Genomic DNA, 22,476 nt, shown 5'->3' with positions numbered 1-22,476 from the left:
AGCCTTACTGTACAGGAATGAACAGGACTGGACAGGTTCCCTTCGGGAAACGTGACCGGTTGATCGCCGAGCTCACCGAGCAGATCCGCTCGGGGCGGCTCGCGCGCGGTGAGCAGTTGCCGGGCGAGAACCAGATCGCGGAGAAGTACCAGGTCAGCCGGGGCACCGTGCGCAGCGCCCTGTCGGAGTTGCAGCGCCAGGAGCTCATCGCCACTCGCAGCGGCGTCGGCTCCTTCGTCGCCTTCGACGGGGTCACGCTCGACCAGACGGTCGGCTGGGCCACCGCGCTCGCCGACTCCGGGTTCGACATCAGCACCGAGCTGCTGGGCATCGAGCTCACCACCGACGCCGAGCTCACCGAGCGCTTCGGGCTCGACGAGTTCATCGCCATACGCCGCCTGCGCCGGGACCGGGCCGTCGGACCGGTGTCGGTGGAGACCTCCCTGATCCCGGCGATCGGAGAACTGCGCGAGCTGCCCGAGGAGGGGCTGCTCGAAGGCTCCATAACAGCCACCCTGCTCTCGGCCGGGCTGGTCGCCGGCTCCGGCGACCAGCGCATCGGCACCCACGCGCTGTCGGCCCGGATGGCCGCGCTGCTCGAACGCCCCGAGGGCGAGCTGTTCCTGCAGGCGGTGCGCACCAGCGTCACCGCCGACGGCCAGCTCGTCGAGCAGGTCACCAGCCTGCTCGACCCGAACCGGTTCCAGTTCCACCTGACGTTTGGCCGCCCATGAGCACACGCGACCGCGCGCTCGGCGCTTTCTACGGACTGGCGATCGGCGATGCCCTGGGCATGCCGACGCAATCGATGTCCCGCGAGGACATCGTCACCCACTACGGCTTCATCCGATCGCTGCGCGACGCCGTCGCCGAGCAGCCGATCTCCCCGAACCTGCCCGCCGGGACCATCACCGATGACACCGAGCAGGCCGTGCTCGTCGCCGACCTGCTCATCGGTGGCTCCGGCACGATCGACCCGATGGTCTTCGGGAAGGGGCTGCTGGACTGGGAAGCCGGGATGGTCGCGAGGGGCCTGGCGGACCTGCTCGGGCCGTCCACCAAGCGCGCGCTGAAGCTGCTCGAATCCGGCACCGATCCGGAGGAGGCCGGCCGCGGCGGCACCACCAACGGCGCGGCCATGCGCATCACCCCGGTCGCCATCGCCACGCCCCCCGAGCTCGGCGGTCTCGTGGAGGCGGTCGCGGCGGCCAGCAAGCTCACGCACAACACCAACGTCGGCATCGCGGGCGCATCCGCCGTGGCCGCCGCCGTGTCGGCGGGCATCGACGGCGCCGACCTGTCGACCGCGCTCGACCAGGGCGAGCACGCCGCCGCGCTCGGCGCCCGCAAGGGCTGGTGGTGCGCGGGTGGCGACATCGCCTGCCGAATCCGGTGGGCTCGTCGCTGGGTTCGGGGCATGGACCGAACCACTCTGTCCTACGCTGTTTCCAAGGTCATCGGAACGTCCGTCGCCGTCCAGGAGTCGATGGTCGCCGCCTTCGCCCTCGCCGAAGCGCTGGGGGACACACCGGTCGAGGCGCTGACCACGGCCGCGGGTCTCGGCGGTGACACCGATACGATCGCCGCCGTGCTCGGCGCGATCCTCGGTGCGCAGCACGGGCTTTCCGGTTTCCCCGTGGACCTGCTCACCAAGGTGCGCGAGGTCAACGCCCTCGACCTCGAACCGGCCGTGGACGGCCTGCTCGAATTGAGAAGATCCAGCAGCTGAAGGAGATCGCATGGTCCGCGCGGCCGAGAACGCGGAAAGCGCCCTGGAGACTCGGGGGATCGAGCCGGTCCCGGAGGAGGAGCGCACCGGTCATCCGATGCAGCTGTTCTGGGTCTGGTTCGCCGCCAACATCTCGATCCTGGGCTTACCCCTGGGCGCGACGCTCGTCGCCGAAGGTCTGGCGTTCTGGCAGGCGGCGATCGTCGCGGTGATCGGCTCGGTCGGCTCGTTCGCGATCGTCGGCGTGGTCTCGATCGCCGGACGACGCGGCGGCGCACCGGGTTTGACGCTCTCCCGCGCGGTCTTCGGCGTGCACGGCAACGCCGGGCCGACCGTGGTGTCGCTGATCTCCCGCCTGGGCTGGGAGACCGTCAACACCACCACGGCCGCGTTCGCGCTGCTGTCGCTGTGCGCGATCCTGTTCGGCACCGCCGGTGAGGCCAAGGCGACACCGGTGCTGACGATCCTGTGCATCGCGGTCTTCGAGCTGCTGACGATGGTGGTCTCGGGTCTCGGCCACAAGGTCCTGGTGGCCGTGCAGCGTTGGGCCACGTGGGTTTTCGGTGCGCTGAACATCGTGGTCGCGATCAGCCTGGTCGCCACCATCGACTGGCACGCGGTCGGCGCGGCCTCCCCCGCCCCGATCGGCGTGGTGATCGCGGGCATCGGCACGATCGCCGCCGGTACCGGCATCGGCTGGGCGAACGCCTCGGCGGACATGTCGCGGTACCAGTCCCCCGCCGTCAAGGCCGGTTCGCTGGTCGCCTCGGCCGCCGTGGGCGCGGGCATCCCGCTGATCCTGCTGATCTCGCTGGGATCCCTGCTGTCTGCGGGTGATCCGGCGCTGGCCGAGGCCGGCGACCCGGTGGCGGCGATCCGCGCGATGCTGCCCGCCTGGATGGCCGTTCCGTACCTGATCGCCGCGGTCGGCGGACTGCTGCTGTCCAACCACCTCTCGGTGTACTCGGCGGGGCTGTCGACGCTGACCATGGGCATCAACATCAAGCGGGTCTACGCGGTCGCCGTGGACGTGGTCGTGACCTTCCTCGGCTCGATCTACTTCATGCTCGTCGCCGACAGCTTCTACGACCCGTTCGTCACCTTCATCAGCCTGCTGGCCATCCCGATCACCGCGTGGCTGGGCGTGTTCCTGACCGACATGCTGCACCGCACGACCTACGACCCGGCCGGGCTGATGGACATGCGCAGCACCAGCTCCTACTGGTACCGGGGCGGGGTCGAACCGCGCGCGTTCTTCGCGTGGGCGCTGGCCATCGTGGTCGGATACCTGTTCAGCAGCAACGATTTCTTCACCGGCCTGCTCGCCGAGACCTGGCTGGGCGAGAACGGGCTGGGCTGGGTGATCACCTTCGTGATCTCCGCCGGGGTCTACGCGCTGCTGGGCGGCAGCCGCAAGGCCGCGGCATGACCGGCCGTCTGGTGCACACCGGGCAGGTCGTGCTGGACCTGGTGATGCGGGTGCCGTCGCTGCCTCCGCCCGGCGGTGACGTGCTCGCCGAGAGCACCGAGCTGCTGCCGGGCGGCGGCTTCAACGTGATGGCCGCCGCCGCTCGATCGGGCGCCGAGGTGGTCTACGCGGGGGCTCACGGCACCGGGCGCTTCGCCGATCAGGCGCGAGAGGCGCTGCGCGCCGAGGGGATCGAGGCCGCGCAGCCGCAGCAGCCCGACTCGGACAACGGGATCTGCGTGGCGCTGGTGGAGCCCGGTGGTGAGCGCACGTTCGTCACCGGCGTCGGCGCGGAGGGGCGGCTGCTGCCGGAGCAGCTGGCGAAGGTGCGCACCGAGGCGGCCGACATCGTCTACCTCAGCGGCTACAGCCTGCTGCACCGCTCCAACCGGGAGGCGCTGCTGGCCTGGCTGCCGGGGGTTCGTTCGCGGGTGCTGCTCGATCCGTGCCCGCTGGTCGCCGACATCCCCGCCGACGTGCTCGACGCGGTCCTGCCGAGAGTGGACGTGCTCAGCTGCAACGCCGAGGAGGCCCGAGTCCTCGCGGGCGCGACCGACTCCGAGGTCGCGGCCGGGAAGTTGGCCGGGCGGCTGGGCGGTTCGGCCGCGGTCGTCCTGCGCGACGGCCCGTCGGGCTGCCTGCTCACCGCCGGCGGTGCGACGCAACGCATCTCGGGCTTCCCGGTCACCCCGGTGGACACCAACGGCGCCGGGGACGCCCACTGCGGTGTCCTGGCCGCGATGCTCCTCGAGGGCGCGGACCTGCCCACCGCCGCGCTGCGGGCCAACGCGGCGGCCGCCCTGTCCGTCCAGCACCAGGGCCCGGCCACCGCACCGCAGCGCCAAGAGCTCGACGAGTTCCTCACCGAGCGCACCTGACCCCGAGCACGACCGCGACCACGAGGCACCCCGCACCGACACCGACCAGCGAACCGGATTCGGTGAGCACGGCACCGAAGCCACCGGCGAGGGTGATGACGGCCTTGCTGATCCCGGCCGCCTGACCGGCGCGTTCCTCCTCGACGACGGCCTGCGAACCGGCCAGCGCCAGCGCGTTCGCCACACCCAGCGCGAATCCCGCGAGGCTGACCGCCACGAGGTCTGCGGGATCGAGGAGGACCAGGACCAACCCGGCCGCAACCGCGCAGACCGCCATGACGCGCTCCGCTCGTGCGAGGTCCACGCGCCCGGCGAGCGGTCCGGCGCAGGCCATGAGGACTGCCGGGAGCAGCAGCGCGACGCCCGCACCGATCGCGGACATGCCCCGCTCGGCCTGCAGGACCGCGGGAACGGTGACCAGCACGCCCACCGTCGCGGCGTTGGACACCGCACCAGCGCCGGTCAGCGCGAGGTACCGGGCGTTGCCCAGCAGAGCAGGGCGCGGTGCGCCGCGGCGCGCTCGCGCGAATCCGAGCAGCAGCAGGACGGTCCCGCCCAGGACGAGCGCGGACTCAGGACCGAACTCCGGCAGTCGATCGACCAGCAGCGCCGCGCCCGCGCAGGCCGCCGTGACGGTCACCAGACCCGGCCAGTCCATCGGAGTCGCGCGCCGGGCCTGCTCCGCGCGGGAGGTGGCGGCCAGGAGCGCCGCCAGCAGTGCGAGTGCCGCGCTGGCCGCGAAGATCGCCCGCCAGGACAGCGCGTGCGCCAGGGTGCCCCCGACCAGCGGGCCGACCGCGGTCGCGAGCCCGGCCGTCCCGAGCGCGACACCGATCGCCCGGCTCCGGGCGTGGACCGGAAACGCGGTGCTCAGCAACGAGACCCCCACCGGCATGATCAGCGCCGCGCCCGCTCCCTGCGCCACCCGCAGCGCGATCAGCGCCGGGGAGGACGGCGCCCACGCGCAGCCGAGCGCGGCCAGCCCGAACAGCAGCAGCCCGGTCACCAGCGCGTTCCGCCTTCCGAAGCAGTCACCGGCCCGCCCGGCGGCGGGCATCGACGCACCGGCGGCCAGCAGGTACGCGGTGACCACCCACGACTGCGCGCCCACGAGCTCGCGGCCGATCTCCGGCAGCGCCGGGTTCAGCGCGAGGGCGTCGAGCTGGACGCATCCCGCGCCTGCGGACACCGCGGCGAGCGCGCGGCAGCGCCTGACATCGGACATGGCATACCCCTCGTGCCGCGCCCGCGATCGGGCGCATCCAACAGCGGAGGCGCGAAGGGGAATGTCGTACCGAAGAGGGTGCGGGGAGGCGGTTTCGGTCGCCGGACGCCGGTCGGTTCACGGCGGGGAACACCTCGAACGAGGGCGGTTCGATGCTAGCAGTCAGCGCGGCCGACGCGGTGCGGTTCCCAGCCGCGGGGGGTCGGTCGGATCGGGACGCCACTGCGGGGTCCCACACGACTCCGGGCGGCACCAGCTCGGTGCCGTCGAACATTGCCCGCACCTCGTCCCGGGTGCGGAAGGTGACCTGGGTGGCGGTGTTCTCGGCGAAGTACAGCTCGACGCGGGCGGCCTCCTCCTCGCGCTCGTCGGCGGTGAGCGTGGAGATCACCACGGCGCTCCACGGCGCGAGCGCGTCGCGGTAGCGGTGCATCCCGGTCTGCACCTGCGGGGTGATGTAGTGCAGGACGGCCACGGTCAGCAGTGCCACCGGGCGCGAGAAGCCCAGCAGTCGCGCGGTTTCCGCGGTTCCCAGCACCGCGTCACCCGGATTTCCGCTGAAATCCGGCACCCGGGTGCGGGAGGTGGGAAGCTGGTGCGGGAGGTGTTGTGGTGATCCGGTTGGCCGGGGAAGACGATCTGCCGCTGCTGCGGGAGGTGGAGCGCGCGGCGGGCAGGCCGTTCGCCGACGTCGGGATGGACCTGGTGGCCTCCGACGAACCCCCGTCTCCGGCGGTGCTACAGGAATTCCAGGAGGCCGGGCGCGCCTGGGTCGCGGTCGTCGAGGACGTTCCGGTGGCGTACCTGATCGCCGAGATCGTCGACGGGTGCGCGCACGTCGAGCAGGTCTCCGTTCATCCGGACCACGCCGGTCGGCGGATCGGTTTCCGCCTCATCGAGACCCTCGCGGCCTGGGCGCGGGATCGAGACCTGCCGGCGCTGACGCTGACCACCTTCACCGAGGTCGCCTGGAACGGGCCCTACTACCTGCGCTGCGGGTTCCGGTACCTGACCGACGACGAGCTCACCCCCGGCCTGCGGGAGATCCGGGCCGCCGAGGCGGTCGCCGGACTGGACGCGTGGCCGAGGGCCTGCATGCGACGCGACCTGTAGGGGGATCTTGCGGGGCCCGGTCCGGGCTTGCAGACTTCGTCGTCATGTCGAATTCCATACGTTTTGCCCTGTTGTCGGCGTTGATCGCCGTGGTGACGGCGCTCGGGCTCGTCGCTCCGGCGGGTGCGGCGCGCGAGATCGACCCGCGGCCGAGCACCGAGGACCTGGCCCGCCAGCTGCTCGACCTGCAGGTTCGCAGCCGCGGTGAGGTCCGGGTGACACCGATCGGCGCCAGCAACCAGCAGCGGCCGGTGTGGAGCGCGCGAGTCGGGCACGGTCCGCAGCGCATCCTCTACGTCACCCAGCAGCACGGCGACGAACCGCTGGGAACGCCTGCGGCCCTGGAATTCCTGCGCGAGGTCGGCATCGGCAACGATCAGCACCAGCGCCGGCTGCGCGAGCAGGTGACCGTCGACGTGGTGGTGCGCGCCAACCCCGACGGCCACGAGCACAACTGGCGCTACAACTACGACCCGGACGCCGATCCGGAGTTCGGCGAAGCGGGCAAGGGCTACGACATCAACCGCTACCACGACCCCGCGGTGGCACCGGAGGACAACCCGGCGACCGAGGCCGGTCTGATCAGGCGGCACCACGCCGAGTTCAAGCCGCACATCTCGGTCGACTACCACATGCAGGGCCGCTACGTCGGCGGCGACGGACGTGAGATCACCGCGTCGTTGATGTGGCCGACGACTCCGGGCGTCGCCGAAGAACCGCTGAACCTGGCCAAGCAGGTCTCCGTGGTCGCGCGGTCCGCGATGGACGCCGGTGGTGCCAACGTCTCCCAGTACCCGGGCGGCGACTACCAGGGAATCGCCCGCAACGCCTACGGCCTGCTGGGCAGCGGCAGCGTGCTCATCGAGCTCAGCGACATGGGCCCGGAGCACGAGCAGTTCCAGATCGCCTCGGCGCTGGAATCCATGCACGCCATTGCCGAGGCGACGGCTGACGGCTCGGTCACCTCGGTCGACCCCGCCGAGGCGGACACCATCCCGCCCCGCGGCGAGCCCCTCCCGGCGACGACCACCCGCGCCGCCGACTGACGGACTTCGCGCGGGATTCGCAGTCCCACCGCGAATCCCGCGCGACCTCCGAATCCCTCACCCCGCCAGGGGTTTCACGACTGCCGCTCAGGCGTTGACGATGCGTCGCAGCCACGCGGTCCGGGCTTCGGCGGCGGACATGCTCAGCCGGGCACCGGGGAACATCCGGAAGCCGTGGAAACCGCCTGGCCAGACGTGCAGTTCGGCGACCCCACCGGCCTGCCAGATGCGGGTGGCGAAGGCGACGTCCTCGTCGCGGAAGGTCTCCGCTGACCCGACGTCGATGAACGTCGGCGGCAGCCCGGACAGGTCCTCGGCGCGCGCGGGGGCCGCGTAGGGCGAGACGGCCTCTCCACCGCGGGAATCGCCGAGCAGCGCGGTCCAGCCGACCTCGTTGGCCTGCTGGTCCCAGATGCCCAGCCCGCGCATCTGGTGCGCCGACGGGGTGTCGTTGCGGTCGTCGAGCATCGGCGCCTGCAGCAGCAGCCCGATGGTCTTCGGCCCGTCGAGGTCCCGGCTCATCAGCGCCACTCCGGCGGCCAGTCCGCCGCCCGCGCTGCCGCCGGTCATGACGATCCGCTCGGTGTCGAAACCGTTGTCCGCGCCGTGCTCGGCGATCCAGCTCAGTCCGGCGTAGCAGTCCTGCACCGGGGCGGGGTGCGGGTTCTCCGGCGCCACCCGGTAGTCCACCGACACGATCGCGCACCCCAGCTCACGCCCCCACTCGCCGGCCATGACGTCGAGGGCCTGCCGGTGATCGCCCATGATCATGCCGCCGCCGTGGATCGAGTAGACCACCGGCAGCGGACCGGTCGCCTCGGACGGGCACACGATCACCAGCGGCACCTCCGGAGCGCCCTGCGGCCCGGGAACGGCGCGGTGCTCAACGGTGAACCCGACGGCCTCGAGCTGCTCGTCGGTGGTGAACTGCCGCGACATCTCCCGCAGCTTCGGGACGTCCTCCAGCTTGAATCCCATCCCGGTGCTGGGCATGGCCTCCAGGAAGACCTCCAGCTCCGGGTCGAAGGGGACCGGCGGCGCAGCCTCGCTCATCACGCATTCCTCACAGCTCTCGACGCGGCCGGTCGCACCGCGTTCCTCGAACGATTCAACCACCGCCCGCAACCGATTTCAGCGCGCCGCACGGGCGGTGACCAGTACGGCCTCGACGGGCCGGTCCTTGCCGGGCAGGAACGCCGCGATGCTCAGCGCCGCCAGGGCGGCGAGGCAGCCGATTCCCATGATCACCTGGAAGCCCGCCTGCGACGGCACGGTGATCGGCCCGAAGTCGGTGGTCATCTGCGCCAGCACGGCACCGGCCACCGCGCTGGACACCGAGGTCCCGATGGAGCGCATCAGCGTGTTGAGGCTGTTGGCCGCAGCGGTTTCCGACACCGGCACGGCACCCATGATCAGCGCGGGCATCGCACCGTAGGCCAGGCCGATTCCGGCGCCGATGACGCTGGAGACGACGATCAGCTGCCACAGCTGCGACATGAACACCACGCCCAGCCCGTACCCGGCGGCGACGACCACGGCACCGATCATCAGCGTCACCTTCGGCCCGCGGGCCTTCGAGGTGCGGGCCGAGACCGGCGACATCGCCATCATCACCAGGCCGGAGGGCGCCATCACGACGCCGACGGCGAGCATGGTCTGCCCGAGACCGTAACCGGTGCCGGTGGGCAGCTGCAGGACCTGCGGGAGCACCAGGGACATCGCGAACATGGCGAAGCCGAAGACCGCCGAGGCGATGTTGGTCAGCAGCACCTGGCGGCGGGTGATGGTGCGCAGGTCCACCAGCGGCGCGGCCACGCGCAGCTCCCACCAGCCCCACACGCCGAACACCACGACGCCCGCCGCGGCGAGCCCGAGCGTGGTCGCGCTCCCCCAGCCCCAGCTCGCGCCCTTGGACACGACCAGCAGCAGGCAGATCAGCCCGGCCGAGAGCCCGAGCGCGCCGAGCGGGTCGAAGCGCCCGCCGGAGCGCACCGGCGACTCGGGCACGAAGGTCACGACGAGCGCGGTGGCCAATGCGCCGAGCGCGGCCGAGGTCCAGAACAGCACGTGCCAGTCGGTGCGCTCGGCGAGGAACGCGGCAGCGGGCAGGCCCAGCGCGCCGCCGACGCCCAGCGAGGCGCTCATCAGCGAGGTCGCCGAATCGAGCCGCTCGGCGAGCAGCTCGTCGCGCATGATGCTGATGCCCAGCGCGATCACACCGGAGGACAGCCCCTGCATGACGCGGCCGATCACGATCATCGGCAGCGAGCTGCTCATACCGCAGATGGCCGAACCGAGGATGAGCATCGCCAGGCTGATCAGCAGCATCCGCCGCTTGCCGTGCATGTCGCCGAGGCGTCCGACGACCGGGGTGGCCACGGCGCCGGCGAGCAGCGTCGCGGTGACCGCCCAGGCGGTGTCGGACGCGGACGCGTGCAGCAGGCCCGGGAGCATCGGCACCAGCGGGATCACCGTGGTCTGGGTCATCGCGACCGAGATGCCGGCGAAGGCCAGCACCAGGACCACGAGGTTCGATCGATCTTCCCCTGGAGCAGCGGATTTCTCCGATTTGCCGGGAATTGCTCGCATGCTCGGGGAACCTCTCGTTTCGAACTGTCCGGTGTTGTCCCCGATACCCTAATTCAGTCAGTTGACTTAATCCAGTCGGCCCCACTAGTTTCAGGTCAGCACGACCACGATCACGAGGAAGGTCGGCATGACCAACACGCTGCGCCCGGCCGACGAGGCGGAGATCCCGGAATACCCGATGACCCGCGCGTCGGGTTGCCCCTTCGATCCCCCGCCGCAGCTCAAGGCCCTGCAGGAAGAGACCCCGATCCACCGGGTGCGGCTCGCCGACGGCACCACGCCGTGGCTGGTGACCCGCTACGCCGACCAGCGCGCGGTGCTCGCCGACCCGCGCATCAGCTCCGACGCCGACCGGCCCGGTTACCCGCGCGGCGTGCCCGCGCCGCCCGGCGGCTCGAAGATCAGCTTCATCCTGATGGACGACCCGGAGCACGCGCGGCAGCGCCGCATGGTGACCGCGCCGTTCACCGTCAAGCGCATCGAAGCGATGCGACCCGCGGTGCAGAGGATCGTCGACGACCAGATCGACGCGCTGCTCGCCGGACCGAAACCGGTGGACCTCGTCGAGGCGTTCGCGCTGCCGGTGCCGTCGCTGGTGATCTGCGAGCTGCTCGGCGTCCCCTACTCCGACCACGACTTCTTCCAGGACAACAGCAAGGTCATCATCCGCAGGGACGCCACGCCCGAGCAGCGCGCCGAGGCGATGGGCGACCTCACCGGCTACCTGGACGACCTCGTCGGCCGCAAGCTCGACAACCCCGGCGACGACCTGCTTTCCGGGCTGTGCGCACGGGTCGAGGCCGGTGAGCTGGAGCGCTCGGACGTCGCGCAGATGGGCGTGCTGCTGCTCATCGCCGGGCACGAGACGACCGCCAACATGATCGCCCTGGGCACCCTCGCGCTGCTGGAGCACCCGGAGCAGCTGGCACTGCTGCGCGAGACCGAGGACCCGCAGGTCGTGGCCGGCGCGGTCGAGGAGTTGTTGCGCTACCTGCACATCACGCACAACGGACGACGCCGGGTCGCGCTGGAGGACATCGAGGTCGGCGGGCAGCTGATCCGCGCGGGCGAAGGCGTCATCATGCCCAACGACATCGGAAACCGGGACCCGGAGGTCTTCGACGACCCCGACCGCCTCGACCTCACCCGCGACGCCCGCAGGCACGTCGCCTTCGGCTTCGGCGTCCACCAGTGCCTCGGCCAGCCGCTGGCCAGGATGGAGCTGCAGGTCGTCTACAGCACGCTGTACAAGCGGATCCCGACGCTGCGGGCCGTTCCCGGGCTCGACGAGATCCCGTTCAAGCACAACGGCGCCGTCTACGGCGTCTACGAGCTGCCCGTCACCTGGTAAACCCGAAAACCCCACCGCGAAACGGAAAACCCGCTCATGAAGGTCACCATCGACCAGGACAGGTGCGTCGCCTCCGGCCAGTGCGTCATGGCCGCCGAGGACGTCTTCGACCAGCGCGACGAGGACGGCATCGCGGTGCTGCTCACCGACTCCCCCAGCGCCGAGCTCGCCGACGACGTCCACCACGCGGCCGCGGTCTGCCCGGCCCTGGCCATCACCGTCGAGGACTGAAGGAGGTCCGCGGCGATCGTCGGCACGATCGCCGCGGACCTCGTCAACCCAGACCTCGGAGGCTGTTTCGACGATGAGCCGGAGCTCGGCGATCCGATCCTCGCAGGTGAGGGCGTTGTCCTCCACCGCGGACGAGAAACCGCACTGCGGGGACGGGCAGAGCTGGTCGAGGTCGATGTCGCCCGAACCCGAGCGCGCGCTGCCCGTGAGTCAGGAGCGGTGGAAACCCGCGTAGTCCTGGCTGGCCGCTTCGTCGCAGAGGGCCGCGTAGTGGGCGAGGCCGCCTGCGTAGGGCATGAAGACCCGGGGTTTGCCCGGGACGTTGGCGCCGAGGTACCAGGAGCTCTTCGCCTGCGGGAGCAGCGTCCGGTTCGCCGCCGCCTGGACTTCCTCGGCCCAGGCCCGCTCGGCCTCCTCAGTGGCCTCGATCCGCTCGAACCCGTTGTCGCGCAGATCTTTCAGGCAGCGCGCGATCCAGTCGACGTGCTGCTCGATCGAGGTCGGCATGTTGGTCAGCACCGACGGGCTGCCCGGCCCGGTGATGATGAACAGGTTCGGGAACCCCGCCACCTGCAGGCCCAGGTAGCTCTGCGGACCGTCCCGCCACTTCTCCGCCAGCGTGCCGTTCGCGCCGCGGACGTCGATGCCGAGCATCGGGCCCGTCATCGCGTCGAAGCCGGTCGCGAACACCAGCGCGTCCAGCGGGTACTCGGCCTCGGTCGTGCGCAGTCCGCCCCGGGTGATCTCGACGATCGGCGTCTCGCGGACGTCGACGAGGGTGACGTCGTCGCGGTTGTAGGTCTCGAAGTATCCGGTGTCGATGGGCGGGCGCTTGGCGGCGAACGGGTGGTCGTGCGGCAGCAGCCGCTCGGCGACCTCCGGATCGCGCACGGTCTCCCGGATCTTCTCCCGGATGAACTCCGCAGCGGTGTCGTTGGCGTCCTGACTGCTCAGCAGGTCGTTGAAGGCCGCGCGGAAGCGCAGGCCGCCCCGCTGCCAGGCCGCCTCGTAGACCTCCCGCCGCTGCTCCGGCGGGGTGTCCACGGCGTTGCGCGGCGAGATGCGGAACGGGTGGCCGTTGCCGGTTTCCCGTTGCAGCGCGCGGATCTCGGCGTACTCCGCGCGCACGGAGGCCTGGAACTCCTCGTCCAGCGGCGCGTTGCGCGCCGGGACGCTGAAGTTCGGGGTCCGCTGGAACACCGTGAGGTGCGCGGCCTGCTCGGCGATGACGGGGATCGCCTGGATGCCGGTCGACCCGGTGCCGATGACACCGACCCGCTCGCCGGTGAAGTCCACGTCCTCGTGCGGCCACCGACCCGTGTGGTACCACTCGCCGGCGAAGCCGTCGAGGCCGGGGATCTCCGGCACGTTCGCCGAGGACAGGCATCCGACCGCGCTGATCAGGAAACGCGCGGAGAGCTCGTCTCCCCGCTCGGTGAGCACCGTCCAGCCGTCGTCGAAGGACGCCGCGGTGACCCGGGCCCCGAATCGGATGTCGCGGCGCAGGTCGAAGCGGTCGGCGACGTGGTTGAGGTAGGCCAGGATCTCCGGCTGGCGCGGGTACCGCTCGCTCCAGCGCCACTCCTGCTGCAGGTCGTCGTCGAAGGAGAAGGAGTAGTAGTAGCTCTCGGAGTCGCAGCGGGCGCCCGGGTAGCGGTTCCAGTACCAGGTCCCACCCACCCCGTCGCCTGCTTCCAGGACCACCGCGGACATGCCGAGCCCGCGCAGCCGGTGGAGCATGTAGAGACCTGAGAACCCGGCACCGATGACGATCGCGTCCAGCATGCGGCCTCCTCGTCTACCTGCTGCGCAGGGCTTTTCGGCGAGCCGTTCACCACGCTAACCGTTCGAACCGGGCATGGCCATGGTGAAGCAGACCGCCGTTCCCTCCAGCACCGTCGTGCCGTCGTCGCGGCTGACGGTGGTGGTCAGCTTCGTGATGGGCTTGTCGTCGCGGACCTCGTCGACCTGCACGCGGCCGGTGATGGTGTCGCCCGGCCGGACCGGTGCGGTGAAGTTCCAGTTCACGTTGAGGAACACCGTTCCCGGTCCGGGAAGCTTCTCGGCCACCACGGCGTTGAGCACCGCGCTGGTCACCCCGCCCTGCACCACGATCTCGCCGAACTGCGAGGACTCGGCCGCCTCGACGTCGTAGTGCAGCGGGTTGCGGTCGCCGCTGATCTGGGTGAACAGCCGGATGTCGGTAGGTCCGATGGTGCGGGACAGCTCGGCGGTCTCGCCGACCTCGGGTTTGCCGTTGGGCCACACGTCGCTCATCACGCCTCCGTAGATCTGCCGGACTACCCCGTGATTACCAGCGCGAGCGGCGCGGTTCCACTCACCGCGCCCGGCGCGAGCCGAGCCTGCCCATCGCGATCGCGCCGACCAGCGGTCCCGGCGCCAGCAGCAGGAACGCGAACCGCCAGCCCACGGCGTCGGCCAGCAGCGGGACCAGCTGGATGCTGACCACGGTCAGGGCGAACCCGATCGCTGTCTGGGCGGTCAGCGCGGTGCCCACGAATCGCGGGTCGGCGGCCTCGCTCAGCGACGTGGAGAACACGCCCGAGTCGGCGATCACCGCCGCACCCCACACCACGCAGAACACCACCAGCACGCCAGGCCCGGCGTCGAAGGCCAGCGGCGAGAGGACGCAGCACGCACCGCTGATCACCAGCGCGGCCACCGCCGCCGGGGAACGTCCGTAGCGGTCGGCGCCCCACCCGCCGAGCAGGCAGCCGAGGGCACCGGCGATGCCGATCGTGACGAACACCGTGATCCCGGTGGAGGCGGGCAGGTTCCGGCCCGCCTCGCTGGCCAGCAGGAACGTCGGGATCCACGTCCACAGCGCGTAGAGCTCCCACATGTGCCCGAAGTAGCCGAGGTTGGCCAGCCGGGGACCGCGCTCGGTGAACATCGTCAGCGCGTAGCGCGGGTTGTGCACCGCCGCCGAGGCGGCGAGGTGCGGTCCCGGCCGCACGACGGTCACCGCCACCAGCGCCCCGAGGAGCCCGGTGCAGGCGGCGGCGACCAGCACCGCGCGCCACGGCAGCGATCCGAGGCCGCCGATGAGGTGCGGCAGCGCCGAGCCGATGGTCAGCGCCGCGATCAGCAATCCCATCGCAAGGCCGCGTCCCCGGCTCGGCGCCCAGGAGGCCATCAGCTTCATCCCGACCGGGTACACCCCGGCCAGGCACATGCCGGTCAGGAAGCGCAGCGGGATCGCGGCGGCCATGCCGTCCACCACGCCCGCGAGCAGCAGCGTCCACCCGGCGGCGAGCGCGGCGCTGGTGGCCAGCAGCAGGTGCGGGCGGATCCGGTCGGCGAGGTTCAGCAATGACGATCCGACGGCACCCGCGACGAACCCGAGCTGCACCGATCCGGTCAGCCACACCGCCGCAGCGGCGCTGATCCCCCACTCCTGGCGCAGCGTGGGAACCACGGCGGACACGGAGAACCACACGGCCAGACCGAAGACCTGGACCACGGCGATCGCGCCGCGCTGCACACCTGAACGCATGCCCCGCAGTCTGCCCCACCGAACGCGGTTGACCCGACGGGCGCGGGGTGCTTGTGTCGGAGCGTGCTGGACAAGGAACGGATCGTGGAAGCGCTCGCCGCCGAGTGGGACGCGCTGGACCGGCTGCTGACCGGGCTCGACGACGCGCAGTGGGAACTGCGCACGCCGCTGCCGGGCTGGCGGGTGCGGGACGTCGCCGCGCACCTCATCGGCACCGAGCTGGTGCTCAGCGGTGAGCCGACCCCGGACGCCGGCGGGGACGTCGAGTCCTTGCCGCACGTGCACAACGACATCGGCGCCCGCAACGAGCGCTACGTGGCGCACTTCCGGTCGCAGTCCCACGAGACCGTGCTGGCGAAGTTCCGGGAGGTCACAGCCGCGCGGCTGGCGTCGCTGCGCGCGATGCCGGACGAGGAGTTCCACGCACCGGCGATGACCCCGGCCGGTCAGCAGACCTACGCGCGGTTCATGCGGATCCGGGTGTTCGACTGCTGGATGCACGAGCAGGACGTCCGGGACGCCGTCGGCCTGCCCGGTGGTGAGCGGGGCGCGTGCGCGGAGCTGTCGGTCGACGAGATCACCACGGCCCTGGGCTTCGTCGTCGGCAAGCGCGGTGGCGCACCGGACGGCGCCAGCGTCACCTTCGACCTCGGTTCCCGCGCTCTGCACGTCGCGGTGGACGGCCGGGCGGAGGTCGTCGAGTCGCTGCCCGGGGACGCCACGGTCCGCATCACGCTGCCGCTGGGCGTGTTCACCCGGCTCTGCGGCGGCCGCGTCGATCCCGAGAAGGCCTTGCCCTCCGTCGATTTCGACGGAGACGAGGTGCTCGGCGAGCAACTCGTCAGGCACCTCGCCTTCACCATCTAGTCGAGGTGGAAGACCTCCTCGACGGGCCGCATCGCCTCGTCGGGCGCGACGGTCCCGTCGAAGAGGTCGCCCATCTGCGCCTGCCAGCGGGCGTTGACGTCCGTCTCCGCCATGGCCGCGCGGGACGTCTCGAAGTCCTCGCACTCCAGGTAGCCGATGAGGGTTCCGTCGGGGCGCAGGAACAGCGAGTAGTTGCGCCAGCCGGTGTCGTGCAGCGCCTGGCGCATCTCCGGCCACACCGCGCGGTGCCGCTGCCGGTACTCGTCGACCTTGTCGGGTTTGACGTGCAGGACGAAGCAGATCCGCTGCGTCACCTGGCCCACCCTTGCTCCTGCTCGATCTCCTCCAGCGTCAGCCCCTCGGTCTCCGGGCCCCAGAGGACGCCGATGACACCGCTGATCACGATGAACGCGGTCAGGATGCAGGCCAGCGTCTGGAACCCGGTGGCGGTGATGATCGGCACGAAGAAGCTCCAGAAGCCGAGCCCGATGCGCACGACGGCGAACATCAGCCCCTGGGCGGTGCTGCGCAGCTTGGTCGGGAACAGCTCGCCGGACCAGATCTGGAAGAAGTGCTGGGCGCCGAAACCACCGCCGATGCCGATGGCCACGATGTAGCCGAGCGCGGTGCCGAAGTTCAGCGGCAGCACGGCCAGCAGCAGCATGCCTCCCGCCTGGATCACGGTGGACAGCGCCAGCATCAACCGCCTGTTGAACCGGTCGTTGAACGGCATGAACACCAGCACGGTGAACACCGCGACCAGCAGGAAGTACAGGCACTGCAGGCCGACGCCGGCGGCGTCGCTCTGGCTGCCGAACGCCTTGAGCAGGTACGGGGTGTAGAAGCCGTTGGTGCCGGCGAAGAGGTTCCAGACGCCGTACATGCCGATGAGCATCAGCGACAGCCGCAGGCCCTTGCCGGTGAGCAGCGGCCGCAGCGCGGCACCCCACTTCACCGGGCCGGTGTCGGTGGTTTCCTGCTCCCAGCGCGCGGATTCGCCGATGCCGTGGCGCATCCACCAGGTGATCAGCGCGGCGACGAACAGGCTCGCGAACAGCAGCCGCATGCCGAGCATCCCGAGCGGCTGCAGGGCGAGCCCCAGCGCCAGGGTCACGATCGGCCCCAACGACCACAGGACTTGGGACAGGCCGCCGAGCTTGCCGCGCTTGCGGGCCGGGGAGAACTCGGTGATCAGGCTCCACGAGGCCGGGATGTCGGCGCCGACGGCGAGGCCGACAAGGATGTAGCCGACGAACAGCATCCAGGTGTCGACGGCGAAGATCAGCCACAGCGTGCCGAACATGTACAGCAGCAGGTCGTAGGCGTAGATCTTCTTGCGGCCGTACCGGTCGCAGATGTAGCCGCCGACGAGCGCGCCCACGCCTGCCGAGATGGCGTTGGAGCTCAGCGCGCCGAGCAGGCCGACGGTGCTGTCGGTGAGCCCGTACGCCTGGACCCACACGCTCAGCGCGACGGAGCCGGCGACGATGGAGCCCGCGTCGATGTAGCCGGCCATCGCCGCTACGAACGACCATTTCCAGTGCTGCCCTGACGAGGCGTGCTCGCTCTGACGGACGCCTGCGGATGAAGTCATCGTTGTCCTTCATGCAGCTCATCGACGTCGTCCGCACCCGGGACGCAGACGGTGCTTGAAACGTTTTATGCAGCGAGCACACTAGAGAGCAGCCCCACACCCGTCAAGCGTCCGAACGGACGAGCACCTTTCTCGCAAAACCTCTTCGGGGAATTGACGCCCGCCAGGTCGCCCGCCTACCGTGAACGACAGGTTTAAACGTTTCAAGCACTGGCGATGCGCACTGGAGCGACGATGGCCGACCGCAAGACCGTCAAGGCGGCGCTGACCGCGCAGCGGATCGAAACCCCCTCCTGGGCCTACGGGAACTCCGGGACGCGGTTCAAGACCTTCCTGCAGGAGGGCGTTCCGCGCGACCCGTTCGAGAAGCTCGATGACGCCGCCCAGGTGCACGCCTTCACCGGCATCGCCCCCAGCGTCGCGCTGCACATCCCCTGGGACCGGGTCGACGACTACACCGCGCTGGGCGCGCACGCCGAATCCCTCGGCTTGACCCTGGGCGCGATCAACCCGAACACCTTCCAGGAGGACGAGTACCGGCTCGGCAGCATCTGCAACCCCGACCCGGCGGTGCGCCGGAAGGCGCAGGCCCATCTGCTGGAGTGCGTCGACATCATGGACGCCACGGGTTCCGACGCGCTGAGCCTGTGGTTCGCCGACGGTCTCAACTACCCCGGCCAGGACTCCCTCGCCGAGCGCCAGCAGCGCCTGTCGGAGGCCCTGCGCGCGGCCTACGACCGGTTGGGCGAGGACCAGCGGATGCTGCTGGAGTACAAGTTCTTCGAGCCCGCGTTCTACGCCACCGACGTCCCGGACTGGGGCACCTCCTACGCCCACTGCCTGGACCTGGGCGAGCGCGCGCAGGTGCTGGTCGACACCGGGCACCACGCGCCGGGCACCAACATCGAGTTCATCGTGGCGTTCCTGCTCGGGCGCGGGCGGCTGGGCGGTTTTCACTTCAACAGCCGCTTCTACGCCGACGACGACCTGATGGTCGGCGCCGCGGATCCGTTCCAGCTGTTCCGGATCATGCACGAGATCGTGCGGGCCGGAGCCCTGGAGGAATCGGCGAACGTCGCGTTCATGCTCGACCAGTGCCACAACCTGGAGCCGAAGATCCCGGCGCTGATCCGCTCGGTGCTCAACGTCCAGGAGGCCACCGCCAAGGCCCTGCTGGTGGACGGCGACGCCCTGGCCGGGGCGCAGCGCGAGGGCGACGTCCTCGGCGCCAACGCGGTGCTGATGGACGCCTACAACACCGACGTCCGCCCGCTGCTGGCCGCAGTCCGCGAGGACATGGGCATCGACCCCGATCCCATCGCCGCCTACCACCGCTCCGGCTACGCGGAGAAGATCATCGCCGGCCGCGAGGACGGCACCCCCGCGGGCTGGGGCGCCTGAGCAGTTCCCGTTCCGCCGAGCACGGAGAGGTTTGACATGAGCTCGACGCATCCCGAAGTGGCTGCGCTGCTTGCGCGTTCGCACGAACTGGGCGCGGACCCCCGCAACACCAACTACGCCGGGGGCAACGCCTCGGCCAAGGGCGAGGCCGCGGACCCGGTGACCGGCAGGCCGGTCCCGCTGATGTGGGTCAAGGGGTCCGGCGGCGATCTGGGGACGCTGACCGAGGCGGGGTTGGCGGTGCTGCGGCTGGACCGGCTGCGGGCGCTGGCCGAGGTCTACCCGGGCGTGGACCGCGAGGACGAGATGGTCGCCGCCTTCGACCACTGCCTGCACGGCAAGGGCGGCGCGGCACCGTCGATCGACACCGCCATGCACGGACTGGTCGAGGCCGCCCACATCGACCACCTGCACCCCGACGCCGGCATCGCGCTGGCCACCGCCGCCGAGGGTGAGGCGTTGACCGCGGAGTGCTTCGGCGACCTGGTCGCGTGGGTTCCGTGGCGGCGTCCCGGTTTTCAGCTCGGACTGGACATCGCCGCGATCAAGGAGGCGAACCCGCGAGCCATCGGCGTGGTGCTGGGCGGCCACGGGATCACCGCGTGGGGCGCGACCAGCGAGGAGTGCGCGCGCAACTCGCTGCACATCATCCGCACCGCGGAGAAGTTCATCGCCGAGCGCGGCGGGCCCGAGCCGTTCGGACCGGTGATCGAGGGCTTCGAGCCGCTGCCGGAGGAGCAGCGCAGGCGGCGCGCGGCCGAGCTGGCTCCGGTGCTCCGCGGTCTGGCCTCCACCGACCGCCCGCAGGTCGGCCACTTCGACGACGCGCCGGAGGTGCTGGAGTTCCTGGCGCGCGAGAACCACCCGCGCCTGGCAGGTCTGGGCACGTCGTGCCCGGACCACTTCCTGCGCACCAAGGTCCGCCCGCTGGTGCTCGACCTGGGTCCCGACGCCGAGTTCGACGAGGTGGTGGCCCGGCTGAAGGAGCTCCACGAGAGCTACCGGGAGGACTACCGCGCCTACTACGACCGGTTCGCCGAGCCCGATTCGCCTGCGATGCGCGGTGCGGATCCGGCGATCGTGCTGGTGCCGGGGATCGGCATGTTCTCCTTCGGCAAGGACGCGCAGACCGCGCGGGTGGCCGCCGAGTTCTACCGCAACGCGATCAACGTGATGCGCGGCGCGGAGTCGATCTCCACCTACCAGCCGATCGACGAGGCGGAGAAGTTCCGCATCGAGTACTGGGCGCTGGAGGAGGCCAAGCTCGCCCGGATGCCCGAGCCCAAGCCGCTGGCGACCCGCGTCGCGCTGGTCACCGGGGCGAGCTCGGGGATCGGAAAGGCCACCGCGCAACGGCTCTCGGCCGAGGGCGCGTGCGTGGTGCTGGCCGATCTCGACCTCGACAACGCCCAGGCGCTGGCCGAGGAGCTCGGCGGACCGGACAAGGCCGTCGCGGTGCAGGTCGACGTCACCGACGAAGACCAGATCACCGAGGCCTTCCGCGCTGCGGCGCTGGCCTTCGGCGGCGTGGACCTGGTGGTCAACAACGCCGGCCTGTCGATCTCGAAACCGCTGCTGGAGACCACGGTCGCCGATTGGGACCTCCAGCACGACGTGATGGCGCGCGGCTCGTTCCTGGCCTCGCGGGAGGCGGCGCGGGTGATGGTCGCCCAGGGCACGGGTGGCGACATCGTCTACATCGCCAGCAAGAACTCGGTGTTCGCGGGCCCGAACAACGTCGCCTACGGCGCGACGAAGGCCGATCAGGCGCACCAGGTGCGGCTGCTGGCCGCGGAGCTGGGCGAGCGCGGAATTCGCGTCAACGGCGTCAACCCCGACGGCGTGGTGCGCGGTTCGGGCATCTTCGCCGGTGGTTGGGGCGCGCAGCGGGCGAAGGTCTACGGCGTGGAGGAGGACGAGCTCGGCGAGTTCTACGCCCAGCGCACCATCCTCAAGCGCGAGGTGCTGCCCGAGCACGTGGCGGCAGCGGTGTTCGCGCTGGTGGGCGGGGACCTCACGCACACCACGGGCCTGCACGTGCCGGTCGACGCGGGTGTCGCCGCGGCGTTCCTGCGCTGAGGGAGTGCGCCGATGACAACGGAGTCGCCGACGTTCGCCGCGGTGGACCTGGGCGCGTCCAGCGGGCGGGTCGTCCTCGGACGGCTCACCGCCGGGCGGCTGGAGACCGCGGAGGTGCACCGCTTCGCCAACGGCCCGGTGCCGCTGCCGGACGGGCTGCACTGGGACGCGGTCGGGCTGTTCCGCGAGGTGCTCACCGGGCTGCGCGAGGCCGGTGGGCCGGTGTCGGTCGGGGTGGATTCCTGGGCGGTCGACTACGGGCTGCTGGATTCCTCGGGCTCGCTGGTGGGCGAGCCGTTCCACTACCGGGACTCGCGGACCGATGCGGTCGCTCAGTCCTTCGTGGACTCCTTCGGCGCTCCGGAGCTGTTCGCCCGCAACGGTGTTCAGTTCCTCCCGTTCAACACGATCTTCCAGCTGGCCGCGTCGAAGGGCGCGGCGCTGGAGGCGGCGGAGGTGCTGCTGCTGATCCCGGACCTGATCGGGTACTGGCTGACCGGGCAGGTGGGGGCGGAGCTGACCAACGCCTCCACCACCGGTCTGCTGGACGCGCGGACGCACGAGTGGTCACCGGAGCTGGCGCGGGCCGCGGGCATCGACCCGTCGCTGCTGCCTCCGCTGCGCGGACCGGGCGAGGTCGTGGGCGAGCTGCTGCCGTCGGTGGCCGGGGAGACCGGCCTGACCGGCACTTCGGTGGTGGCGGTCGGTTCGCACGACACCGCTTCGGCGGTGGTCGGGGTTCCCGCCCGGTCCCCGAACTTCGCCTACGTGTGCACCGGCACCTGGTCGCTGACCGGCCTGGAGCTGCCCGCCCCGGTGCTCACCGAACAGGCCCGCCGCGCGAACTTCACCAACGAGCTCGGCATCGACGGCACGGTCCGCTTCCTGCGCAACATCATGGGCCTGTGGCTGCTCCAGGAGAGCCTCCGGACCTGGGGCCTGGCCTCGGAAGACCTGCCCGGACTGCTGGCCGAGGCGGCGCGGGCGGAACCGCTGACGGCGGTCGTCGACGCCGAGGACATCCGGTTCCTGGCACCCGGCGAGATGCCGGCCCGCATCGCCGAGGCCTGCCGCGAGACCGATCAGCCGGTGCCGGAGACGCGGGGCGCGGTGGTCCGCTGCATCCTCGAAAGCCTCGCCCTGGCCCACCGCCGCGCCGTCCGCGAGGCCGCCGAGCTCGCCGGCCGGGACGTCGACGTCGTCCACCTCGTCGGCGGCGGCGCCCGCAACGAACTGCTCTGCCAGTTCACGGCCGACGCCCTGGGCATCCCCGTCGTGGCGGGTCCGGTCGAAGCCACGGCGACCGGAAACCTCCTCACCCAGGCCAAAGCCGCCGGCCAGGTCGCCGACCTCCCCGAAATCCGCCACCTCGTCGCGCACTCCCACCC

The 22,476-nt window shown here is 71.0% G+C and carries 20 protein-coding genes and 1 pseudogene; 12 read left to right on the top strand and 9 right to left on the bottom strand.

The window, feature by feature from the left end:
• The first annotated feature begins 17 nt into the window (after positions 1-17).
• From E1202_RS18005 to E1202_RS17990, 4 genes are read left to right on the top strand one after another with little or no spacing between them, the layout of a single operon-like run.
• A complete protein-coding gene (locus E1202_RS18005; RefSeq protein ID WP_132684317.1) occupies positions 18-734 on the top strand; it encodes a GntR family transcriptional regulator in 717 nt (238 codons plus the stop codon).
• Positions 731-1,729 carry an ADP-ribosylglycohydrolase family protein gene (locus E1202_RS18000; RefSeq protein WP_132684316.1) on the top strand — a complete coding sequence of 333 codons (999 nt, stop codon included), beginning with the start codon at positions 731-733 and terminating at the stop codon, positions 1,727-1,729. Before E1202_RS18005 ends, E1202_RS18000 begins: the two co-directional genes overlap by 4 nt.
• Before the next feature lie 10 nt (positions 1,730-1,739).
• Positions 1,740-3,158: a purine-cytosine permease family protein gene (locus E1202_RS17995; RefSeq protein WP_132684315.1), complete on the top strand. Its 1,419-nt coding sequence runs from the start codon at positions 1,740-1,742 to the stop codon at positions 3,156-3,158.
• Positions 3,155-4,075 carry a PfkB family carbohydrate kinase gene (locus E1202_RS17990; protein WP_132684314.1) on the top strand — a complete coding sequence of 307 codons (921 nt, stop codon included), beginning with the start codon at positions 3,155-3,157 and terminating at the stop codon, positions 4,073-4,075. The genes E1202_RS17995 and E1202_RS17990 overlap by 4 nt, the downstream gene beginning before the upstream one ends.
• Here the strand turns inward: E1202_RS17990 and E1202_RS17985 are convergent.
• Positions 4,059-5,300 (bottom strand): MFS transporter, encoded by a 1,242-nt coding sequence (locus E1202_RS17985; protein WP_132684313.1) that lies wholly within the window; start codon positions 5,298-5,300, stop codon positions 4,059-4,061. The two genes, E1202_RS17990 and E1202_RS17985, sit on opposite strands and share 17 nt — an antisense overlap.
• A 289-nt stretch (positions 5,301-5,589) precedes the next feature.
• Positions 5,590-5,790: pseudogene (locus E1202_RS33000) on the bottom strand (hypothetical protein); the annotation flags it as partial.
• 122 nt (positions 5,791-5,912) lie between these two features.
• On the opposite strand from E1202_RS33000, the gene E1202_RS17975 reads away from it, so the two are divergent.
• The gene (locus tag E1202_RS17975; protein WP_132684311.1) at positions 5,913-6,413 is read left to right on the top strand and encodes a GNAT family N-acetyltransferase; all 501 of its coding nucleotides are present in this window, start codon (positions 5,913-5,915) and stop codon (positions 6,411-6,413) included.
• Between the two features lie 71 nt (positions 6,414-6,484).
• On the top strand, positions 6,485-7,459 hold the full coding sequence (locus E1202_RS17970; RefSeq protein WP_328590995.1) for a M14 family zinc carboxypeptidase: 975 nt from the start codon (positions 6,485-6,487) through the stop codon (positions 7,457-7,459).
• A gap of 87 nt (positions 7,460-7,546) precedes the next feature.
• On the opposite strand, the gene E1202_RS17965 is transcribed toward E1202_RS17970, so the two are convergent.
• Complete coding sequence (locus tag E1202_RS17965; RefSeq protein WP_132684309.1) at positions 7,547-8,512, bottom strand: alpha/beta hydrolase; 966 nt, start codon at positions 8,510-8,512, stop codon at positions 7,547-7,549.
• Between the two features lie 78 nt (positions 8,513-8,590).
• Positions 8,591-10,048, bottom strand: coding sequence for an MFS transporter (locus tag E1202_RS17960; protein ID WP_132684308.1), 1,458 nt, complete (start codon positions 10,046-10,048; stop codon positions 8,591-8,593).
• 127 nt (positions 10,049-10,175) lie between these two features.
• On the opposite strand from E1202_RS17960, the gene E1202_RS17955 reads away from it, so the two are divergent.
• Together E1202_RS17955 and E1202_RS17950 are read left to right on the top strand one after the other, a co-directional pair.
• Positions 10,176-11,399: a cytochrome P450 gene (locus E1202_RS17955; protein ID WP_132684307.1), complete on the top strand. Its 1,224-nt coding sequence runs from the start codon at positions 10,176-10,178 to the stop codon at positions 11,397-11,399.
• Positions 11,400-11,435: 36 nt separating this feature from the next.
• On the top strand, positions 11,436-11,630 hold the full coding sequence (locus E1202_RS17950) for a ferredoxin (protein WP_132674593.1): 195 nt from the start codon (positions 11,436-11,438) through the stop codon (positions 11,628-11,630).
• A 210-nt stretch (positions 11,631-11,840) separates the two neighbouring features.
• Here E1202_RS17950 and E1202_RS17945 read toward each other — a convergent pair whose 3' ends face one another.
• From E1202_RS17945 to E1202_RS17935, 3 genes are all read right to left on the bottom strand, one after another.
• Positions 11,841-13,415, bottom strand: a complete 1,575-nt coding sequence (locus tag E1202_RS17945) for a flavin-containing monooxygenase (protein WP_132684306.1) — start codon at positions 13,413-13,415, stop codon at positions 11,841-11,843.
• A gap of 54 nt (positions 13,416-13,469) precedes the next feature.
• Positions 13,470-13,907: a MaoC family dehydratase gene (locus tag E1202_RS17940; protein ID WP_132684305.1), complete on the bottom strand. Its 438-nt coding sequence runs from the start codon at positions 13,905-13,907 to the stop codon at positions 13,470-13,472.
• Between the two features lie 61 nt (positions 13,908-13,968).
• A complete protein-coding gene (locus tag E1202_RS17935) occupies positions 13,969-15,147 on the bottom strand; it encodes an MFS transporter (protein ID WP_132684304.1) in 1,179 nt (392 codons plus the stop codon).
• 63 nt (positions 15,148-15,210) lie between these two features.
• Between E1202_RS17935 and E1202_RS17930 the strand changes: the two genes are divergently transcribed.
• Positions 15,211-16,014 (top strand): maleylpyruvate isomerase family mycothiol-dependent enzyme, encoded by an 804-nt coding sequence (locus E1202_RS17930; protein WP_235878588.1) that lies wholly within the window; start codon positions 15,211-15,213, stop codon positions 16,012-16,014.
• Here the strand turns inward: E1202_RS17930 and E1202_RS17925 are convergent.
• Together E1202_RS17925 and E1202_RS17920 are read right to left on the bottom strand one after the other, a co-directional pair.
• Positions 16,011-16,328 (bottom strand): L-rhamnose mutarotase, encoded by a 318-nt coding sequence (locus tag E1202_RS17925; RefSeq protein ID WP_132684356.1) that lies wholly within the window; start codon positions 16,326-16,328, stop codon positions 16,011-16,013. The genes E1202_RS17930 and E1202_RS17925 overlap by 4 nt on opposite strands.
• Positions 16,325-17,608: an MFS transporter gene (locus tag E1202_RS17920; protein WP_132684302.1), complete on the bottom strand. Its 1,284-nt coding sequence runs from the start codon at positions 17,606-17,608 to the stop codon at positions 16,325-16,327. The genes E1202_RS17925 and E1202_RS17920 overlap by 4 nt, the downstream gene beginning before the upstream one ends.
• 234 nt (positions 17,609-17,842) lie before the next feature.
• Here E1202_RS17920 and rhaI point away from each other — a divergent pair, with 234 nt between their 5' ends.
• The 3 genes from rhaI to E1202_RS17905 form a co-directional block, all read left to right on the top strand.
• Complete coding sequence (gene rhaI / locus E1202_RS17915; RefSeq protein ID WP_132684355.1) at positions 17,843-19,009, top strand: L-rhamnose isomerase; 1,167 nt, start codon at positions 17,843-17,845, stop codon at positions 19,007-19,009.
• A 36-nt stretch (positions 19,010-19,045) separates the two neighbouring features.
• Positions 19,046-21,088, top strand: coding sequence for a bifunctional aldolase/short-chain dehydrogenase (locus E1202_RS17910; protein WP_132684301.1), 2,043 nt, complete (start codon positions 19,046-19,048; stop codon positions 21,086-21,088).
• Between the two features lie 12 nt (positions 21,089-21,100).
• Positions 21,101-22,476, top strand: a 1,376-nt coding sequence (locus E1202_RS17905) for a rhamnulokinase (RefSeq protein ID WP_132684300.1), incomplete at its 3' end; no start/stop codon positions are given.

The sequence above is a fragment of the Saccharopolyspora karakumensis genome (assembly GCF_004349225.1).
GTDB lineage: Bacteria > Actinomycetota > Actinomycetes > Mycobacteriales > Pseudonocardiaceae > Saccharopolyspora > Saccharopolyspora endophytica.
Note: the sequence above shows the minus strand (reverse complement) of the source record. Positions and strands in the feature narration are given on the sequence as shown.

Coding starts and splice junctions, on each gene's coding strand:
- E1202_RS18005 (WP_132684317.1), top strand. CDS start 18: ATGAACAGGACTGGACAGGTTCCCTTCGGGAAACGTGACCGGTTGATC.
- E1202_RS18000 (WP_132684316.1), top strand. CDS start 731: ATGAGCACACGCGACCGCGCGCTCGGCGCTTTCTACGGACTGGCGATC.
- E1202_RS17995 (WP_132684315.1), top strand. CDS start 1,740: ATGGTCCGCGCGGCCGAGAACGCGGAAAGCGCCCTGGAGACTCGGGGG.
- E1202_RS17990 (WP_132684314.1), top strand. CDS start 3,155: ATGACCGGCCGTCTGGTGCACACCGGGCAGGTCGTGCTGGACCTGGTG.
- E1202_RS17985 (WP_132684313.1), bottom strand. CDS start 5,300: ATGTCCGATGTCAGGCGCTGCCGCGCGCTCGCCGCGGTGTCCGCAGGC.
- E1202_RS17965 (WP_132684309.1), bottom strand. CDS start 8,512: ATGAGCGAGGCTGCGCCGCCGGTCCCCTTCGACCCGGAGCTGGAGGTC.
- E1202_RS17960 (WP_132684308.1), bottom strand. CDS start 10,048: ATGCGAGCAATTCCCGGCAAATCGGAGAAATCCGCTGCTCCAGGGGAA.
- E1202_RS17955 (WP_132684307.1), top strand. CDS start 10,176: ATGACCAACACGCTGCGCCCGGCCGACGAGGCGGAGATCCCGGAATAC.
- E1202_RS17950 (WP_132674593.1), top strand. CDS start 11,436: ATGAAGGTCACCATCGACCAGGACAGGTGCGTCGCCTCCGGCCAGTGC.
- E1202_RS17945 (WP_132684306.1), bottom strand. CDS start 13,415: ATGCTGGACGCGATCGTCATCGGTGCCGGGTTCTCAGGTCTCTACATG.
- E1202_RS17940 (WP_132684305.1), bottom strand. CDS start 13,907: ATGAGCGACGTGTGGCCCAACGGCAAACCCGAGGTCGGCGAGACCGCC.
- E1202_RS17935 (WP_132684304.1), bottom strand. CDS start 15,147: ATGCGTTCAGGTGTGCAGCGCGGCGCGATCGCCGTGGTCCAGGTCTTC.
- E1202_RS17920 (WP_132684302.1), bottom strand. CDS start 17,608: ATGACTTCATCCGCAGGCGTCCGTCAGAGCGAGCACGCCTCGTCAGGG.
- rhaI (WP_132684355.1), top strand. CDS start 17,843: ATGGCCGACCGCAAGACCGTCAAGGCGGCGCTGACCGCGCAGCGGATC.
- E1202_RS17910 (WP_132684301.1), top strand. CDS start 19,046: ATGAGCTCGACGCATCCCGAAGTGGCTGCGCTGCTTGCGCGTTCGCAC.